General features: G+C 45.5%; 18 protein-coding genes. 15 read left to right on the forward strand and 3 right to left on the reverse strand.

What is annotated here, in order from left to right; all coding sequences use genetic code 11:
• Window positions 1-103 precede the first annotated feature (103 nt).
• The 10 genes from ORJ00_RS14920 (at window position 104) to ORJ00_RS14970 (ending at window position 5750) form a co-directional block, all read left to right on the forward strand.
• Window positions 104-502: a hypothetical protein gene (locus tag ORJ00_RS14920; protein WP_305977660.1), complete on the forward strand. Its 399-nt coding sequence runs from the start codon at window positions 104-106 to the stop codon at window positions 500-502.
• Window positions 492-920: a hypothetical protein gene (locus ORJ00_RS14925; RefSeq protein WP_306140233.1), complete on the forward strand. Its 429-nt coding sequence runs from the start codon at window positions 492-494 to the stop codon at window positions 918-920. Before ORJ00_RS14920 ends, ORJ00_RS14925 begins: the two co-directional genes overlap by 11 nt.
• Window positions 917-1501, forward strand: a complete 585-nt coding sequence (locus tag ORJ00_RS14930) for a L,D-transpeptidase family protein (RefSeq protein ID WP_305977662.1) — start codon at window positions 917-919, stop codon at window positions 1499-1501. The genes ORJ00_RS14925 and ORJ00_RS14930 overlap by 4 nt, the downstream gene beginning before the upstream one ends.
• A 91-nt stretch (window positions 1502-1592) precedes the next feature.
• Window positions 1593-1982 (forward strand): hypothetical protein, encoded by a 390-nt coding sequence (locus ORJ00_RS14935; protein ID WP_305977663.1) that lies wholly within the window; start codon window positions 1593-1595, stop codon window positions 1980-1982.
• A gap of 123 nt (window positions 1983-2105) precedes the next feature.
• Window positions 2106-2519: a hypothetical protein gene (locus tag ORJ00_RS14940; RefSeq protein ID WP_306140234.1), complete on the forward strand. Its 414-nt coding sequence runs from the start codon at window positions 2106-2108 to the stop codon at window positions 2517-2519.
• Between the two features lie 131 nt (window positions 2520-2650).
• The gene (locus ORJ00_RS14945) at window positions 2651-3052 is read left to right on the forward strand and encodes a hypothetical protein (protein WP_084153672.1); all 402 of its coding nucleotides are present in this window, start codon (window positions 2651-2653) and stop codon (window positions 3050-3052) included.
• Window positions 3053-3144: 92 nt separating this feature from the next.
• On the forward strand, window positions 3145-3366 hold the full coding sequence (locus ORJ00_RS14950; RefSeq protein ID WP_305977007.1) for a hypothetical protein: 222 nt from the start codon (window positions 3145-3147) through the stop codon (window positions 3364-3366).
• Between the two features lie 520 nt (window positions 3367-3886).
• Window positions 3887-4147, forward strand: coding sequence for a PLDc N-terminal domain-containing protein (locus tag ORJ00_RS19040; protein WP_027672811.1), 261 nt, complete (start codon window positions 3887-3889; stop codon window positions 4145-4147).
• A gap of 116 nt (window positions 4148-4263) precedes the next feature.
• Window positions 4264-4620, forward strand: a complete 357-nt coding sequence (locus ORJ00_RS14965) for a VOC family protein (protein ID WP_305977005.1) — start codon at window positions 4264-4266, stop codon at window positions 4618-4620.
• Window positions 4617-5750, forward strand: a complete 1134-nt coding sequence (locus tag ORJ00_RS14970) for an alpha/beta hydrolase (RefSeq protein WP_306140235.1) — start codon at window positions 4617-4619, stop codon at window positions 5748-5750. Before ORJ00_RS14965 ends, ORJ00_RS14970 begins: the two co-directional genes overlap by 4 nt.
• A 163-nt stretch (window positions 5751-5913) precedes the next feature.
• Here the strand turns inward: ORJ00_RS14970 and ORJ00_RS14975 are convergent, their stop codons facing one another.
• Both ORJ00_RS14975 and ORJ00_RS14980 read right to left on the reverse strand, forming a co-directional pair.
• Window positions 5914-9111, reverse strand: coding sequence for a M1 family aminopeptidase (locus ORJ00_RS14975; RefSeq protein ID WP_306140236.1), 3198 nt, complete (start codon window positions 9109-9111; stop codon window positions 5914-5916).
• Window positions 9098-9967 (reverse strand): ABC transporter ATP-binding protein, encoded by an 870-nt coding sequence (locus ORJ00_RS14980; protein ID WP_305977002.1) that lies wholly within the window; start codon window positions 9965-9967, stop codon window positions 9098-9100. The genes ORJ00_RS14975 and ORJ00_RS14980 overlap by 14 nt, the downstream gene beginning before the upstream one ends.
• 62 nt (window positions 9968-10029) lie before the next feature.
• Between ORJ00_RS14980 and ORJ00_RS14985 the strand changes: the two genes are divergently transcribed.
• From ORJ00_RS14985 to ORJ00_RS14995, 3 genes are read left to right on the forward strand one after another with little or no spacing between them, the layout of a single operon-like run.
• Entirely contained in the window at window positions 10030-10185 is a 156-nt protein-coding gene (locus ORJ00_RS14985; RefSeq protein ID WP_169338573.1) for a hypothetical protein, read from the forward strand.
• Window position 10186: 1 nt separating this feature from the next.
• Window positions 10187-11689, forward strand: coding sequence for a sensor histidine kinase (locus ORJ00_RS14990; RefSeq protein ID WP_306140237.1), 1503 nt, complete (start codon window positions 10187-10189; stop codon window positions 11687-11689).
• Window positions 11683-12360 (forward strand): LytR/AlgR family response regulator transcription factor, encoded by a 678-nt coding sequence (locus tag ORJ00_RS14995; RefSeq protein WP_306125394.1) that lies wholly within the window; start codon window positions 11683-11685, stop codon window positions 12358-12360. Before ORJ00_RS14990 ends, ORJ00_RS14995 begins: the two co-directional genes overlap by 7 nt.
• A 90-nt stretch (window positions 12361-12450) precedes the next feature.
• Here ORJ00_RS14995 and ORJ00_RS15000 read toward each other — a convergent pair whose 3' ends face one another.
• On the reverse strand, window positions 12451-15705 hold the full coding sequence (locus ORJ00_RS15000; RefSeq protein WP_306140238.1) for a S41 family peptidase: 3255 nt from the start codon (window positions 15703-15705) through the stop codon (window positions 12451-12453).
• A 155-nt stretch (window positions 15706-15860) separates the two neighbouring features.
• On the opposite strand from ORJ00_RS15000, the gene ORJ00_RS15005 reads away from it, so the two are divergent.
• Window positions 15861-16553 (forward strand): tellurite resistance TerB family protein, encoded by a 693-nt coding sequence (locus ORJ00_RS15005; RefSeq protein WP_027672818.1) that lies wholly within the window; start codon window positions 15861-15863, stop codon window positions 16551-16553.
• A gap of 217 nt (window positions 16554-16770) precedes the next feature.
• The gene (locus tag ORJ00_RS15010) at window positions 16771-17085 is read left to right on the forward strand and encodes a hypothetical protein (protein ID WP_306125397.1); all 315 of its coding nucleotides are present in this window, start codon (window positions 16771-16773) and stop codon (window positions 17083-17085) included.
• Window positions 17086-17101 lie beyond the last annotated feature (16 nt).

Genomic DNA, 17101 nt, shown 5'->3' on the forward strand with positions numbered 1-17101 from the left:
AAATACAGTATGGCTCTGGTTGCGAAACTAACCCACGAACTCGGAGGTCAGCACCTCGTGGGGAGTCATTATGTCTATGTTCAAGTCAGAAAATGAGTAATCGATGAAGAAAACGACACGGCTACAGAAATACGTAGAATTATTTAGGCGAAATATCGAAGGATACCTCGCTAGTAATGTATGCATTAAAACTACGATATATCCAGTAGACTCTGAAGGGGCTGTGTTTGAATTTATATTCAACACTAATAATGATAAAACTGAGAAAATTGAATCTCTAAGCCCTACGGTCGGTTCTGTTCTAAGCAAAGTTCCTCAGAGAATGGTGGCAGGTAATCTAGAAGGAGTTTCCTTTGGTGGTACCAATATTTACATGGAAGGAAATAGGTTACTTCTTATAAAAGGTGAGGACGAGCCCAAGCAGTGGTCAGGTACAGCGGTACAAAATGATGTTCTTCGAGTTGTATCTACATCCCAAGGGGGTGCTCGTAATGCCTCTTGAAAAATTGTCATTAGATCAAATCTCCAAAGTAGCTGAAGATGTAAGAACAATAGAAAGGTTCCAAGATGAAGCGCTAAATAACGGATTCAATTCAAATCTATTTAGCGTTTCAATTGTGCCAGGAAACAGTCCAAAATTATTTGACTGGCCTTTAATCGCATTTTTGCTTTCTCTTTTTTCATTATTTGGGCTGGTTGTTTTACAGCAGATATTCGCCATGCAAGGCACTGCGTACAATTTGATGCTGTTGGGTAGTCTTTTAATTTCAACTTTATGCGTAATGTCGGCACATCTTAAATTCAGGCAATTAACAGTGTCTATTATAGTTGCAGTCGGTTTAATTGTTGTGTTGGCAATTGGTTTTGGTATTTTGACTCCCAAAGAAGCGATTGACGGCGCTAAAGAAATCGTAAAATGAACATAACAAACGCAAGCAATCGGACTTGGGCGAGCTGTCGTCATTTTTGCAAAAGCCGCAAAAATATCGCCATCTCACCCAACCCGCTGTTGCGGGCGTTACATGCTATGAAATACATCCTGCTAATTTTTATGTTCGCTACTCAAGCAGCTTTTGCAGAAGTAGATCTGGTTAAAGTCGACAAATCCGAAAGGAAAATGTACTTATTGTCGGCCGGTGAAATAGTAAAGGTTTATGACGTTGCCCTTGGCGCCAATCCTAAAGGGCATAAAGAACAAGAAGGTGATGAAAAGACCCCTGAAGGTGAATACACGCTTGATTACAAGAAAGAAGACTCTTCATTCTATAGGGCTATGCATGTCAGTTATCCAAACGCAGTTGATATAGCTAAAGCTGAGAAAAATGGTGTTTCGCCTGGTGGTTTTATTATGGTTCATGGGCAGCGTAATTGGTTAGGTTGGCTTGCTCCAATTGCGCAGCGATTTAATTGGACCAACGGCTGTATTGCCATTACAAACTCCGAAATGGATGAATTTATGGAATTGGTAAATGTCGGTACAAAAATTCAAATTGAGTGGTAGGCATGTAACAAGTGCAGTCAGCAACGCCCCTTTGGGGCTGGACCTCGCTACGCTCGGCCGCTGCTGCAAGCGTTAGAGAGCACTCGGAGTTATGAGATTAATTCTAATTATTTTTACTTTATTTAGTGTGTCAGCTAATGCTTGTAGACCCGCTTTTAGAACAATCGCAGAGCACATTAATGAGTCTACTTCTGTTCATGTAGGTTATGTGACAGGTGTAACCAACAAATCATTCGAATCTCATGTTACTTTAAAAAAGAGTGACGATATTATTATGGTTCCTGAATCTTTTAGTATGCGTGTTGCGGTTAGTGAGACTTTGAAAGGGAAAAATTTCGAAATCATCGAAGAGGCTTATACCCATTGCAGCAGGAAATTTAAGCTTAAAGAAAAAGTGGTCATATTTATTAAACCAGATTATGACTCAGCTTTTATTTTGGGTGACTCATATTTGGATGAGTTGTATAAAGAGTTCAATTAAAGTTCTCTAAAAAACTGTTAAATAAGGACAAAATACAGTTGGCTTTTGCTCCTTCGTCGCTTAATTTTAGCCAACTATATTTTGCCCATTAACAGGGCGTTAGGCAAAACAAGGAGTAAGTAGATGGATCAAATCAAAAATCGAGTAATTGCCGTCATTTTAGGTGTTGCACTAGCTTATGCGTCGATTGCTATTGCTGGCATTGTTGCTGCAGTAGCAATACCGGCTGACATTTTAAAACCGGTTGCACAAGTATCAGGCTTGCTTGCTTTCACTCTGGTCGACTTGTTCACCATCGCGGTGCCGCTGGCAGCAGCATTTTTAGTGGTAGCTTTCGTTAGTAAGCTGGTAATCAGCAAACCAGATTTCACTTTTTATGCATTGTTGCTTGCGCCTCTGGTGCTATTGCAACTGTATTTTGTTGCTCAATCACAGCCTCAGATGCTCAATAACATCATTACAACGCTGCCACGTTATTTGTTATTGGCTGTATGCTTCTACTTTTTAGTTCGTAGTACTAAGCAGGCAAGTGCCTAACAAGGCCAGTCAGCAACGCTCCAACAAGTTGGGGCTGGACCTCGTTTCACTCGGCTGCTGCTGGCGGCGTTATGCCGGTTGAACGATTACCGTTAGTCTAAGGAACAACAACAGTGAAACAGGGAAAGCAAATGTCAATATTTCTTAAATTTCGGCTAGTGATTTTAGCTTGCCTAAGCCTTGGTCTTTCTGCATGTATTACGTGGCCCGGATATCGTCATACAATAGATCAAGAAAACTTCTATTTACATATCACGGCCTCTTCACGTGCTATAAACGAAGAAATTCGTTTTAACGCTGAAGAAACCGAACTATTATTTTTACCCGAAAGTGCTCAGATCGAGTTAGTTGTTACAGATAATATCGGAAAACATCAACTCACGATAAAAGAACATCAAGGTTCGATTGTTTATCACTACAGGTTAAATGGGCGTAAAACGACATTTGGAGCCAAAGAAAGAGAGTGGTTCGCATCACAAGTCCCTTTAATCATTGAAAAATCTAAATATCGAGATGGTCCGAGTCAGGCATAACAAACGCCAGCAAAAAGCGCTGGCTGCGACGCCGACTCGCAACAAGTTGCTCGCGAGTGCTGCGAGCGTTATAAACCACAAGGAAAATTCAGTTGAATATTAATGCTACGTTACTCGGCCAGTTCATTTTCATATTCGCGCTCATCATGGGTGCGGTTTGTTATTACCTGGGCCGTCGTAAAACTCAAACTCCAGTTCTTGCCGGTTTGCTAGGTGTCGTTTTATCTTTAATTCCAATATTAGGGCTGGTGTATTTGGTCGTGTTGGTGCTTAAAAAAGATGTAGGTTCAACATCGGCTGCAGTAAGTGAGTAAGGTGCTTTATAGCATGGCGAGCCACGGCGACACACCTTGTTGAACAGATGTGGCCTGCGCCAGCTGTAATCCATCAGATAAAAACTAATATCCCGCTGTGCTTTTGCTGTGCCCGAATAATCTGTTACCGGCATCTATTCAAATTTAAGTTTCTGAACAATCTTCCAATTGGGGTATTACCACCGCACCAATAAAGGGTTAAAACGGTTTAGTTTAAGGGGGAAAACCAAGGTGCAAGGCCAATGGCAGTTCTATTGTATGGTGCATAGACTAGAGAAGGTAAGCCGATACGTTAAGTTAGCAGAGTAATGGGGCATATATCGCAAAGACATGACTGATTAACCTTAGGTTTTAAAGAAATAGCATTAACTAAATATTGTCTTGAAATTCCCACCAAAAGCATGCAAAGTTCGTAACAAATAATAAACAGAATGGCTTGGGTAGTAATGCTGTGTGCTCAAGAGAGTTTTCTAAAGATTCGTTGTTTGCTTACATGAAAATTTATAAGTAAGAGGTATTTATGGACATACTTTTTTTGTTTCTTTTGTTTTTCTTTATTCTCAATGTACTTCCTTGGGTTACAGCGTTAATGTCAAAGAAGGCCTCTGGTGAAAATAAAATAATCTGGTTCTTAATTTCCTTTTTCCTGTCATGGCTTGGGTTTATTGTCTATTACTACCTCGTAGTTAAACCTGAGTGGAAAGCACGAATGGATGAAAATAAACCCACGAGGATTTTGAGAAATGATAACGGTATGCCTATAAAAATGTATTTAAAATGATGTACTTAATACGGCAAAACAAAAAATACCAGCGCGCACATAGCAAGTAACGAAAATATTGCGGACAGCGGCTAGCAACAGGTGCTTGCCGCTTTATGGATGAATAGGAACAACACATGTCAGGGCCAGCGCAAAACGGTGTTCTTATCTATTCTGGCGATTTGAACAACCTATCAGAGTTTTATGAGAAACTTTTTGGTATGCGAGTTGTTCGCAAAACCAATGATTTTATTAGCTTAGAAACGAATGGCTTCAACTTAATCATTCATGTACCACCATTCGATATTTCGACTAAAGCCTTCAGCCCCATTAAGCTTTTCCTCACAGTAGATGATATGACTATGTCGCGTGAGAAGGCTGTTAAATTAGGTGGTCAATCATTCGAGGGCGAGTGGAGCAATCCAATATTTAAAGTATCAAACATCGCAGATCGTGATGGTAACCACATTCAACTTCGTCAGTTCAACAAATGAAAAAAATAACCGTAAATTTAATACTTGTGATGATGTGTTTTTTTCACTTTAGCGTTTTTGCTGCTGAAAAATTTGGCAAAATTGAACAAACGACTATTGAGAGCGAAATTTTAACTGAAACGCGCGAGTTGGTTGTGTACCTGCCAGCGGACTATGAAGAGTCAACGCAATCGTTTCCGGTTTTATATATTACAGACGGTGACATACAAGGACCTCATACCGCTGCAACGCTAGATTATTTATCAAAGTTTGATGTAGCACCCAGCATGATAGTGGTTGGAATCGTCAATCCACGGCATAAGCGGGCAGAGGATTTAACGTTAACGAAAGACAGCAGCGAACAGCCTGAACATTTGGCCGGGGCCGATCGTTTTCTTAGTTATATTGAACAAGAGGTTATTCCATTCATTAAAAGCCGCTATCGCACCTCAGCTTACCAGGCATTATCTGGTACATCGCATGGCGGCCAATTTGCAGTAAATGCCTTAATTAAACGCCCAAATTTGTTCAATGGTGTTATTGCGATAAGCCCCTCATTGTATTGGAATGATAAACAACTACTGAATTTAGCTGAAGAGGCGCTTAAAAATCAGGCGCTAAAAGGGCGTTTATTCATGTCTATTGCGAATGAAGAACCTACTATGACTGAACCGTTTCAACAGCTGGTTGAATTAACTAATAAATACCCAAGTAAAAACCTAAATGTGTTAGTAAAAACCTTTAGTGATGAAAGCCATAATTCAACAACATTGCTGGGGCAATATTATGGTTTAAAACATTTATTTCCAAATTGGGCAATACCTGAAACACCGCAAACGCTGGCTGATCTTCAAGCTGTTTTTAAGGCCCGTTCGGCGCTACTCAACCAAACATTGGTGATCCCAGAAGATAGAGCCGCTGGATATGGCCAGTGGTTACAATACCTAAACCGGCAAGAAGATGCGTTGGCGCTGCTTAAGTGGAATATTAAAACGTATCCGCAATCGTTAAATGCGCATAGTGCGTTAATAAAAGCCTACTTACATTTTAATTTGCCGGATGCGGCTAAAGCAGCACTTGAAGCTGCATTAAAGTCGGTAAGTGGACTTAGCACTGAACAAAAAGAGCAGCTTGAAGGCTTATTTACCTAACATTAAGCTTAAGCAATGTGGCCAGAGATATTGATTTCATGTGTGTTGTTTAACGCTAGCCTTGAGTGATTAAAAACTGTCGTGCAACATTATTAATGGCCGATAAAACCGCTGCAGGGCAGCGGTTTTTATTTAAGTGACAGCTCAAAGAGCGCGGCGCTGATTATTCTTCAACTGCTGCCACTTGCTGCAGCAGCTTAATATCTGTTCCCAGTAATAACGCATCAACCAGTTGCTGTTGTTTCGCATCGATTAAGCTTTTCAGTGTCCGCACAAAGTCCATCGACGTGGCAGGAGTGTTTGGATACGCATGTTGTTGCCACAACAATCGAAGTGCATGGCTTAACACATCATCACCTAATTGCTGACGTAGCATGGCAAAGACTAAGGTCGCGCGTGAATACATATCATGCTGCTCTGTCGCATCCACTAACGCTTGCGTTTTAACGCTGGAGCCTATCATCGCACGTTGAAAGCGCTGCCGTTCATAATCAACAAGTGCTTGCATGGCCTGGGTACCATAGCGCTGCTCAATTAACACCAGTTCGATGTATTTCGCCAAAGATTCCACCAGAAAGGCGCGGTCTTCCAGTACTCCATTGCCTAAATCATGGCCAAACCATTGATGCGCGGTTTCGTGTACCGCCCGTCGATAGCGTTGATCGAATCCTGCATCTTTTGCAGGTGTTGCGAGAAAACCCAGCTGATAGTCAATCATTATCATCTGGGGCAATGCATAGCCACTGGGGCCCACGCTGGGCGTTGCCAACAAGTTCAGCCTCGATCCCCGATATGGCGTAATGTGTTGTGCCATCCAGCTCAATGTATCTTGCATCGCCAGCATATTAAGCCTTGCCGCCGCGTTTATTTCCGGGCTGTAAACCGACAGCGTGACATTATCGTGCTGCTCAGTGAGCACCGTATTGCCAGTGGAATACCAGGCTGCGGCATGTCTAATGGGCGCCATAGTGTGATACTCGGCATAACTGCGGTCCTGTTGTTGCCATTGCTTAACCAGCTCCCCTTGCGCTAGTGGTGTTTGCGAGGCATCGGTAGATACCACTGAATGCAACGTTACCCAGTCGTAACTGGCGTGGTTTGCGTCTGGCTTAGCGAACAAGGTTGATGGCTTGGCCAGATTAAGCGGCGCTAAACCATAACGTTGGCGCAGCTGTTTATCGCGAAGGGTGTACTGCGGTTGAAACCCAACTGTGGGTAACAATGGAAAGCCACGTATATAACTAAACGACGGTTTGACAAATTGTGGTGTTACCGCTGGCCAATGCTGTGGTTGAGTGAATGTTAAGCGCGAGCGCAAATGCACCGTGCTGCCCGGGGTGAGTGGGTTTGCTAATGTCAGTGTGTATTGGCTAAGCCGTTGATCATAGTGCGAGGTGTAAGCAACAGATAGCTCAAGTTGCTCAATCGGCGTTGCCGTAGCATGTCCAATAAGGAGTTTATCGATAGTCTTTGTTGTTCGGTTTTCCAGGGTGTAATTCAGCACAAAAACCGCGTTACCAGCTTGCGGAAAGAAATCCACATTGGCGTCAATATGGCTGATAACAGGTTGAGCGGCTGACTCCCAGGCGGCGTAGTGTTGTTCGTACTCTGCACGCCATTGCTGGCGCAAATCTGAGCTCATCAGTGGTCTTTCATCGATGATGTGATTATGTAAATTAATGCCGGTGATTAATGCAATAAGCATAAACACCGCAGAACTGAACGACAGTCTGCGATGTTTATGATTAACCAGCCCAGTGCTGCGGTGTGACCACTGCCCCGCCAGCCATAGCAAGGCTATGGTTAACACTATCCAGAATGTCATAAAGGGCCAGTACACTGATTGGCTTTGCTCTAACCCCCAAAAGGCATCGGCCGGTTGCAGTGGCGACGCAGCAATATTCCACAGTGTGTGGGTAAGGCCTAATTTTCCACTTAGCGGCGTGTATTTCATTAGTAGTATGCCTGCACACCAAGCCCCTGCGATAAGCGGTGAGCGGCAAATGCTATGAAAAACGCTAAACAGTGCCCCCAGCAGCCATAACGATAAGGCAACCTTGCTCAATTGCGCCGGATATTGCTCAAGTCTGATGTCACTGTTGGCGACTAGTTCAGCCGTAATACTGCCAACACCACTGAGCAACATCAGTAATAAAATAAGCCCACTCAGCGCAATAATGTTGCTGGCGATCAGTATGCCGGAGCGCACGGGTGTTGCCGAGATCAGTTCAGCCATGGCGGTTTGCCGGTTATACCAACTGAGTTGCCACGCCCACAACGCGATTAAAAAGCTACCGAGTAATGGCAGAACATCATCAGTAATGCGATTTAGCGCACCCAAACTAGTGGCACTGATAACGGATAGTGGCTCTGCATAGTTAATACCCGACAATACCTCATTGAACATAATAAAGGTCCAACCAAGCAGGATAAGTTGGTTCAAGCGCTGCTTAAGCATAAATAACAGTGCCATTCGCGTAAGTTGCCCTAGTTGCCATGCCGCTTTTGGCGTGGCAGTTACTGTTTGGTAATGCCTGTTTAGATTGGCTGGCTGTTCGGCCTTGCCAGGCATTAGTTTAACGCTGTTGCGTTGGGGTTTAAACCTGAGACTGAGTACAAAAAGCCCGATAGCCAGCAGGCAGTAGAACAGTCGGTTTAGATAAAAATGCCCATCGCCATAAAGATCTGGTGCAGTGTTTGGTGCAATGTTGTTATACATAGCGATCAGGGGCGTATTGCCAAATGGGTCCAGCAGACGCATTGCATCAAACAACCACACAGAGCGAATGCTACTGCCGGCTAACATGGGGGCGCCAGTCAGGCTTGCCAGCACCAGATACATTAGCCATAAGCTGCAAAATATTGCATAGATCACCACGACAGATTTAAAACGTTGGGCGATGTAGCATGCTAATGCGGTAAAAAACGCGCAGGCTGGCAGGGCCATTAACGCAAAACCCCAGAGGTTTAAGGCCAACAGTAGCGGCTGAAAACCGTATTCCAGGCTGAGCGTAATCCACATAATAAAAAAGCCAAGCAGCATGAGGCCGGCACAGAGCAAACACATGACAATGAAACGATAAAACAACCGGTGCAGCGGACTTTGCGGTGTCACCAAAATTAACTCTGACATACTGTGAGTGTGATCACGTAAAAACACTATTGGCGCCAGAGCGCCGCATAAAAGCGGCAGGGCCATCATCAACAGCGTCATCTGCAGAACTTGCAATCGTTTGTCGGCTAAGGTGTCAATTCCACCCATACCTTCAGCAAACACATAGGCGACAAGCGGCAGTAGCACAAAAGCTAGCCACACCACGGGTTGCCTGGCTAAATAGCGCCATTCGTTATAAAACATCATTAGCATTTGCCTTGTGTGATAACTCAAAAAAATAGCGATCTTGCAGGCTGGCAACGACGGGGATGGCTTCATCACAAGGTTGTAGCTCACTTAGCAGGCGGTATACGGGCAAACCAAAGCGGTAACTTTCACTGAGAACGGTACTGCTATCTGCTGGCCGCACCGGACTTTGCCAGATCCGTCCTTGCAGCGGTGCTATCAAGCTTTGTACTTTGCCACTTTCAACAATTCGGCCGGTGTTAATGAGTGCTACAAACGGGCATAAATTTTCGATGTCTTCAACAATGTGGGTAGAGAGCAAAATAAGTTTGTCTTTACTGATATTCACCAGCAACGCATGCAAACGCTCACGCTCTGCGGGATCGAGCCCTGCGGTGGGTTCATCCATGATTAACAGGTGAGGGTCGCCTAACAAGGCTTGGGCAATGCCAAACCGCTGGCGCATACCACCAGAAAATGTGGCGACATTTTTATTGGCAACGCTGCTAAGATTGGTCAGTTCAAGTAAGGTTTCAATTTGCTGCTGTTGTTGTGCTTTGTCGTTAATGCCCTTTAATATGGCCATGTGCAACAGCATTGCATAGCAGCTCATGTGCGGATAAACACCAAAATATTGTGGCAAGTAACCCAGCTGGCTGCGCAGGGCCATCGGCTGTTTTAGTGTATCAATGTCGCCAAAGTGTATTTGCCCTTTATCCGGCGTTTGCAAGCAGGCGAGTGTGCGCATTAGGGTAGATTTACCGGCACCATTTGGCCCTAACAAACCCACCATACCTGTGGGCAACTGCAGATTAATATCACGTAACGCTTGGGTACCGTCTGCATAAGTAACACAGAGGTTGTTTATTGATAGCATGGCTTTTTCCTTCAGAATCGTGCTTCAGCATAGGCAGCCCGATACCCGCCAACAAGCACACTATGACGAAACCCCCAGTGATGATGATGAATGAATCACACCGCTTATTTATCTGGAAAATGCTCCTTTTGTCAGTGATATTGGTGTTTTGTCATGTAATCGATGACAACTACCGTATTTGCAGTCAGGCTGGCGGTATTGTGCGCCAAGGAGACTAAGATGCAATTTCAGTTGTCAGTTAGGTTTAAACAACAGTTAACCGCCATCATGGAGAATCAGCTGGGATTAATCGCGGCGTTGTTACTTGAAACATCAATTCGCAATTTCTCTGTGCATAGCCAAAGCGCGGTGGTATTTATCACAACCTTTCTCCAGCTGGTGCTGCAAAGCGCACCGTTGCTGCTTGCTCATTATGTCGCATTTCAACCATCGAAACGCTATGCAGCGGTAATCTGGTGTATTGGCTTTATTGTTTATCCAATGCTGTGTTTTATGTTGGCTGACATGAGTCTTGTGTATGCAAAATGGACACTGTTCGAGATGCAAGCCTGGCTGTTTTTAACCATCGCGAGTATTGGTTTTGGTTTAAGCCAGCTATTGGCCAGAAGTCATGGCAGCCGTTATACCCTGTTTATATCAAGGTTGTTCTCGCTGAATTCAGTGCTGTTGTTGATGATGGTTGTCTGGGCGGTGATGATGGCCGGTATCTTTGCTTCAACCGATGATCCGCTACGAAATCAACCGATACAAGCCGTTATTCACAGTGACACTGTTATCATGAATTTTGAATTGTTTATGCAATACTTGTGGCAGTTTATAGTAATAGGTTCGACTTTTTTATTCGTCTTTTGGCTAAACCGCTATGTGCTGATCCGTCGAATATTGGCCCGTAGCGGTGTGTTTGCCTATGTCGCAAGTTGCCTGATTAGCATTATTGTGATGACGCCAATATTGTGTGCTGTGGTGTTATGGTTGCCGCTTAATATTCCGGAATTTACCCTTATACCGTCGCAAGACTACAATGTCTTTGCGCCGATTAATTTTCGCGTTTGTTTTTTCGTTTTAGCGATCAGTGCACCCATCATTTTGGCGTTTGAACGACAACAGCAAGACAAGGCCTTAGCCGAAATTGCCCAGCGCCAAAGCCAGACTGAACTACAACTGCTGCAGCAACAAGTTAACCCACACTTTTTATTTAATACCTTGAATAACTTATATTCGCTAACATTAACCGGTTCTAAGCAAGCACCCAATCTGGTGTTGCAATTAGCCAACTTGCTACGTTATACCGTATACGAAGGTCAACAGCAGCGCGTAACGCTATCGCAGGAAATCCGGTATTTGCAGGATTTTTTGGCGCTGCAGGCGATCCGCAGCCCGGATAAATGCCAACTCAGCACATCGTTCCCAGACCAAGCAGATAAGTGGAAAATAGCGCCGTTATTGTTGATTACCTTGCTTGAAAATGCGTTTAAACATGGCGTTGAACCTAGCCAATCGCCATGTACAATTAATCTAAACATTTCTGTTGAGAACGGCTTACTGCTGATGCGCTGTGTTAATAGTTTGCATGACAAAGCCATTTCGCATGCTCCAGGCATCGGGCTTGATAACCTGAAGCGGCGCATGGCGTTACTCTATGGCGGAAAGCACCAATTTATGGCGCAACGACAAGGTGCATTTTGGTGTGCCGAGCTAACAATGGAACTAGAGCCATGTTAAACACGGTCATTATCGATGATGAGCCGCTGGCCCATAACGTGATTAAACATCATTTAAATGAGCGTGATGATATTGCAATAGTAGCAAACTGCTACAACGCGACTGAGGCCCTGAGTTATCTTGCTCACCACCGGGTTGATTTGATCCTGCTGGATATCAATATGCCGGCATTAAGTGGGATCGACATGCTCAAAGTACTGAGCAATCGGCCCCATGTGATTATTATTAGCGCCTATCAAGAGTATGCTATTGATGGCTTTGCGCTGGACGTGGTCGATTATCTGTTAAAACCGGTTAGCGCTGAACGTTTAATCGAGGCGTTAAACAAAGTGCATCGTCGAATCGATGTTCCTGTTTCACCGTTAAATGCTTATCTTATGCTTAAAGTTGATCGCGAAAAACGTAAGTTCCTGCTGGGTGACATCACCTGGATAGAAGCTTACGGTAACTACGTAAAAGTATGGCAAGGTGAACACATGACGCTGGTTAGCAGTACGTTAAAACGGCTGGTTCAACAGCTACCACGGCAGCAGTTTGTTCAGGTTCACAAGTCATTTATTGTCAACAGAGATAAAGTGGTTGCAGTGGACAATGATCATGTTCGAATTGAAGGGGGACTTGTCGTTAAAGTAGGGCGATTGTTCAAACAATCACTGGTTGGATTGCTGTAACCGTGCGTATGCGGCGCCGTAAACCATTTTAATATGTTAATCATAAAAAAACCGCTGCAGGGCAGCGGTTTTTGCGTTTAAGCCCGAAGCTTACATACCTAGCTTGGTCGGCATCGCCGGGGCTTTGCTATGGTCTGCAGGTGGGTTTGCTTTTAGTTCGCTAAGCGTATGCTCGATAGCGCGATCCAGCTGTACGTCTATGCCTTTGTTTACGGCGATAGGGTCTAGCTCTACCTCGATATCCGGCGCGACGCCTTCGTTTTCTACCCGCCATTCATTATCTGGTGTATAGAAGCGGAAGAACGGTACTACATGGAAGCCGCCGTCGATCATCGGTGGGTTGGTCGAAATACCAATTAGCCCACCCCAGGTGCGGGTACCAATGGTTTTACCTAAGCCTAAGCGCTTAAATGCCCAAGGTAAGAAATCGCCACCCGAGCCAGCATCCTGGTCAATTAGCATAGTTTTAGGGCCATAAATACCGCCGCCTGGAGTAGAGAACGTTAAACCATCACGGTCTTTCCAGCCGGATAAAAACGCCCGGCCGAGAATTTCGGTAATGTAATTCGCTGCCTGGCCGCCACCGTTTTTACGCTCATCAATAATAACGGCGGGCTTGTCGGTTTGGGCGAAAAACATGCGGTTAAAGAAGTAGAAACCACCGCCTGCGGTATTGGGCAGGTAAACGTAGGCCGCTTTGCCATCGGTTTTGTCTGCCACGTACTGCCGGTTGCGTTCTACCCAGTGCCATAAGCGCAGTTCACGCTCATTCGCCACCGGCTCGACGGTAATATTGCGACGGTTTTTGCCCTTGGCATCGTCAGCCAGGGTTAGTACCACTTGCTTGCCAAGTGTGTTGTCGAAAAAGGCGTAAATGTTGTCGTTCGCGCTAAGTTCCTGGCCATTAACTGCCAATAAATAATCACCGGCTTTGGCACTGGCACCCGGGGTAGCAAGCGGTGCTTTTAAAAACGGGCTCCAGCGATCGCCCTGATACACGGTTTTAAACTGGTGTTTGCCATTGCTAATTTGGTAATCGGCCCCGAGTAAACCCATTTTGCTGGACACGCCAGCGTAGACATCACCGCCACCAATGCGGTTATGGCCTACTTGCAGCTCGGCAATCATTTCAACTAACACATCGTTTAAGTCTTCGCGACGCTGCACATGAGCCAGCATTGGCTGGTACTTATCATAAATCGCTTGCCAATCAATGCCGTGCAGCTTGGCATCGTAGAAATACTCTTTTTGCATGCGCCAGGCATCATTGAAAATTTGTTGCCACTCTTCTGCCGGGGTAACAAAGCTGCGCACATCGCTTAGGCTAACCGGTTTTGCATCCAGTTTGGCGCCGGCATCTGACACTTGCAATGCGTTAGGCATATTCAGCAGTAAGATTTTTTTGCCATCATTACTCAGGTTATAGCTGGCTATACCTTCTTTAACTATTTCGGCTTTTAGCTCTTCAAAATCAAAGCGATATAAGGTGCCGTCATTGTCGTCGTTGCCAGATGGCTCGTTACTAATACCCGGCTGCACGCGCTCAACGTAAAACAAGGCACCGTCGCTTGCCACCGCAAGGCTGTCGTAGTTACGTTCGGCAACCGGCAGGCCGACAATACGGTCTTGCAAGCCAGTAAAATCCAGTTGTACTGGTTTCACAGCCGTATCGTTTTCTTTGTCTTTTTTCTTGTCATCTTTTTTGTCGGTCTTTTTCTCTACCGGTTCATCACCGTCTTTTGGCAGTAACGGTGATTTACCTTTGGCCGACAGCACATAGGCATAAATCCCTTTTCGTACCGGGCGCTCTTGGGTAGATAAATCTAATCCCACCTGCGACGGACCGGTGTTAACCGAGGCAGTAAAGTACAGGTAGTCCTGGCTGAATACCGGGCTTTCGGCATGGCTCATACCGTCGGTAATCAGCGTGGCTTTGTTGCTGTTAAAGTCGAACAGCTTAATTTGGCTAAAGTAGTTTGCACCACTTAACGTATAGGCCAGATAGCGGCTGTCGGGCGAGAAGGACACTTCAAAGCCGCCGCGCCGCTGTGAAGTATCCAGTTTTTGGCTGCGCTTACTGGCAATATCAAAGGCGTACAGGTTTAAATGGTTATCGTGATAGACAATACGCTTGCCATCAGGCGAAAAACTTAACAGGTTGAAGTAGCCGGTATCTGCCAGTTCAAACTGCTGCGGTGCGCTTAAACCATCCTGGCTTTGCAGCACCAGCTGATGCTTATTGCCTTTATCCGAAATATAGGCAACCTTGCTGCCATCCGGGCTCCATAGGCCGTCAAATTCACGCACGCCACTGCTTTGCGTTAAGTTGCGCGTACTACCATCTTTTACCGGTACGGAAAATACATCTCCACGGGCACTAACTACAACCCGTTGGCCTGTAGCGGATAACCGTGCTGAGGTTAGGGTTTTACTGGCGTCTTTCCACTGCGGGCGTTTTTGCTCTGACTGGGTATGAATAGTAATGCTAAGCGGGCTAACCTTGCCTGTTTTAACGTCAAACTGGGCTAAATATCCACCGGCTTCATAAACAATAGTGTCGCCAAAACCGGCGGCACTTTTTAAATCCCATTCGGTACTGGTGGTAAGCTGCTGCACTTTTTTATCGGCATAGCGGTAGAGGTTAGTGGCTTTGTTGTCTCTGTCGGACAGGAAATAAACGTTGTCACCAAGCCAAAACGGGTTGAAATCGTTGGCATTAGGGTGGGGGATCTTTTCCAGTTTTTGCTCGGCTAAATCAATAATCCACACCGGTGGTGTGCTGCCACCGCGGTGCAGGCGCCAACCGCTTGGGCCACTGTAGGCCATATTATTAGGCCGGTAAGCCAGTTTTTTACCATCTGCCGACAAGTCACCTTCATAGGCTACGGCTTGCATTAATTTATCTTCAAAGCCACCTGTTACCGGTACTTCGTATAGCTGATTGCTGCGGCTATTTTCAATTTCACGGTTTGAGGCAAACAGAACCTTTTTACCATCGGCGCTAAAGCCGTTTACCACGTCTGCACCCGGGTGAAAGGTTAGCCGGGTAGCGCTGCCACCGGTTGCGGGCATGATGTATACGTCGGTGTTGTTATCAAAACTGGCCGAGTAGGCAATCCATTTACCGTCGGGGGAAAAGTGCGGTGCAAATTCGCTTGCCGGGTGGTTGGTAAGCTGGCGTACATTGTTGCCACTGCGGTCACTAAGCCAAATGTCGCCACCGTAGACAAAGGTTAAATGCTCGGCTGAGATATCTGGCTCGCGCAGTAAGCGGGTGCCGTCACTGGCAAAGGCTGAGCCGGTTGCCAGTGCGCAAAACAAGGCAAGATAACGTGGTTTAAACATGAGAGATCCCTGTTGTTATGGTGCTAATTCGACAACAAGTAAAGCACATTAACCCAGTAGGGCAAAACATCAGGTTGTAACAGTTAATGTCAGCAGGGAATTTTTTAGCTTATGCCGGGTCAGACGCTGTTAGATAAACGAATAAAGGTGCTGCGATGAATACAAAAGGTTTATTGGATCAGTTGTTTAAACAAGGTGCTGATTTGTTAGCGGGTAACACAAGCCACGCGTCGTCTGGTAAGAATGATAACAGTGGTGGTGTAAGTGGTTTCTTAGCAGGCAGAGGCGGGGCCGCGCTAGGTGGAGGCGCCCTTGGCTTGCTGCTTGGCAGTAAAAAAGGCCGAAAAATGGGCGGTAAGATATTAACTTACGGTGGTTTAGCTGCGCTGGGCGTAGTGGCATATAAAGCTTACGGCAACTGGCAGAAGCAGCAGGGTAGTAAGGTATCGCAAGCCGAGCCACAAACCGTAGATAGGTTACCCGCACCACAAGCAGAGCAGCACTGTCATGCCATTTTACGTGCCATTATTGGTGCGGCTAAAGCCGATGGCCATATTGATGATCGCGAACGGGATCTTATTGATAACGAAGTTGCCCGACTTACGTCAGACGGTGCGTTATTGCACTGGTTTGACGCTGAGTTGAAAAAACCGTTAGATCCGACAGAGATTGCCAGTAGTGCAACAACCCCCGAGATGGCAGCCGAAATGTATCTGGCCAGTGTGCTGGTGGTGGATGAAGAAAATTTTATGGAGCGAAGTTATTTAACTGAACTGGCTCGGCAGTTAAAGCTAGAACCGGCATTAAAAGCAGAGCTAGAGCAGCAAGCCCGGCATGCGTCAGGGTAAAAATAACCCTCTGCAATAGGTATATTCCTGAACGATACAGCTTGTTTGTATAAAATATCAGCGAAAAGCGATAGCCGGTGCTACTTAGCCGGCTGGCTTTGTGTACTTACTGATATTTTTCTGCAGCTAAGGCTTGTGCTGTAACACACTAATGCCCATTATGCTTTAACGTTGTACTGCTTAGCAGCGCACGATAAAAAGTAGCAAATGAGGTGTTATGCGCTGGCTAAGTAGTGTCGCCATACTGTTTTATCTAAGTTTATTGTGCATGCCACAAGCGTTGGCCGTGCATGATGTGCGCTTATCGCCGCTGGCAGACTCACAACTTTATGCTATTACACCAACGCTACCACAACCGATACTGAGCACGCTGCAGGATATTGATGATGCACCTGTCGCGTTGTTGCCAAAACCACTTACCGTTACACAATACGCTGATTTTCCGGTTATTTTTGTTGCTCTGGTGCAAGTTGGCCGGCTATTCACTTTTTCAGTTCAAGCGCGGGCTCCACCGCAACTTTCCTTCCCTTAACGCTTAATCCAGCTAC

The organism is Rheinheimera baltica (assembly GCF_030731985.1).
Classification (GTDB): domain Bacteria; phylum Pseudomonadota; class Gammaproteobacteria; order Enterobacterales; family Alteromonadaceae; genus Alishewanella; species Alishewanella baltica.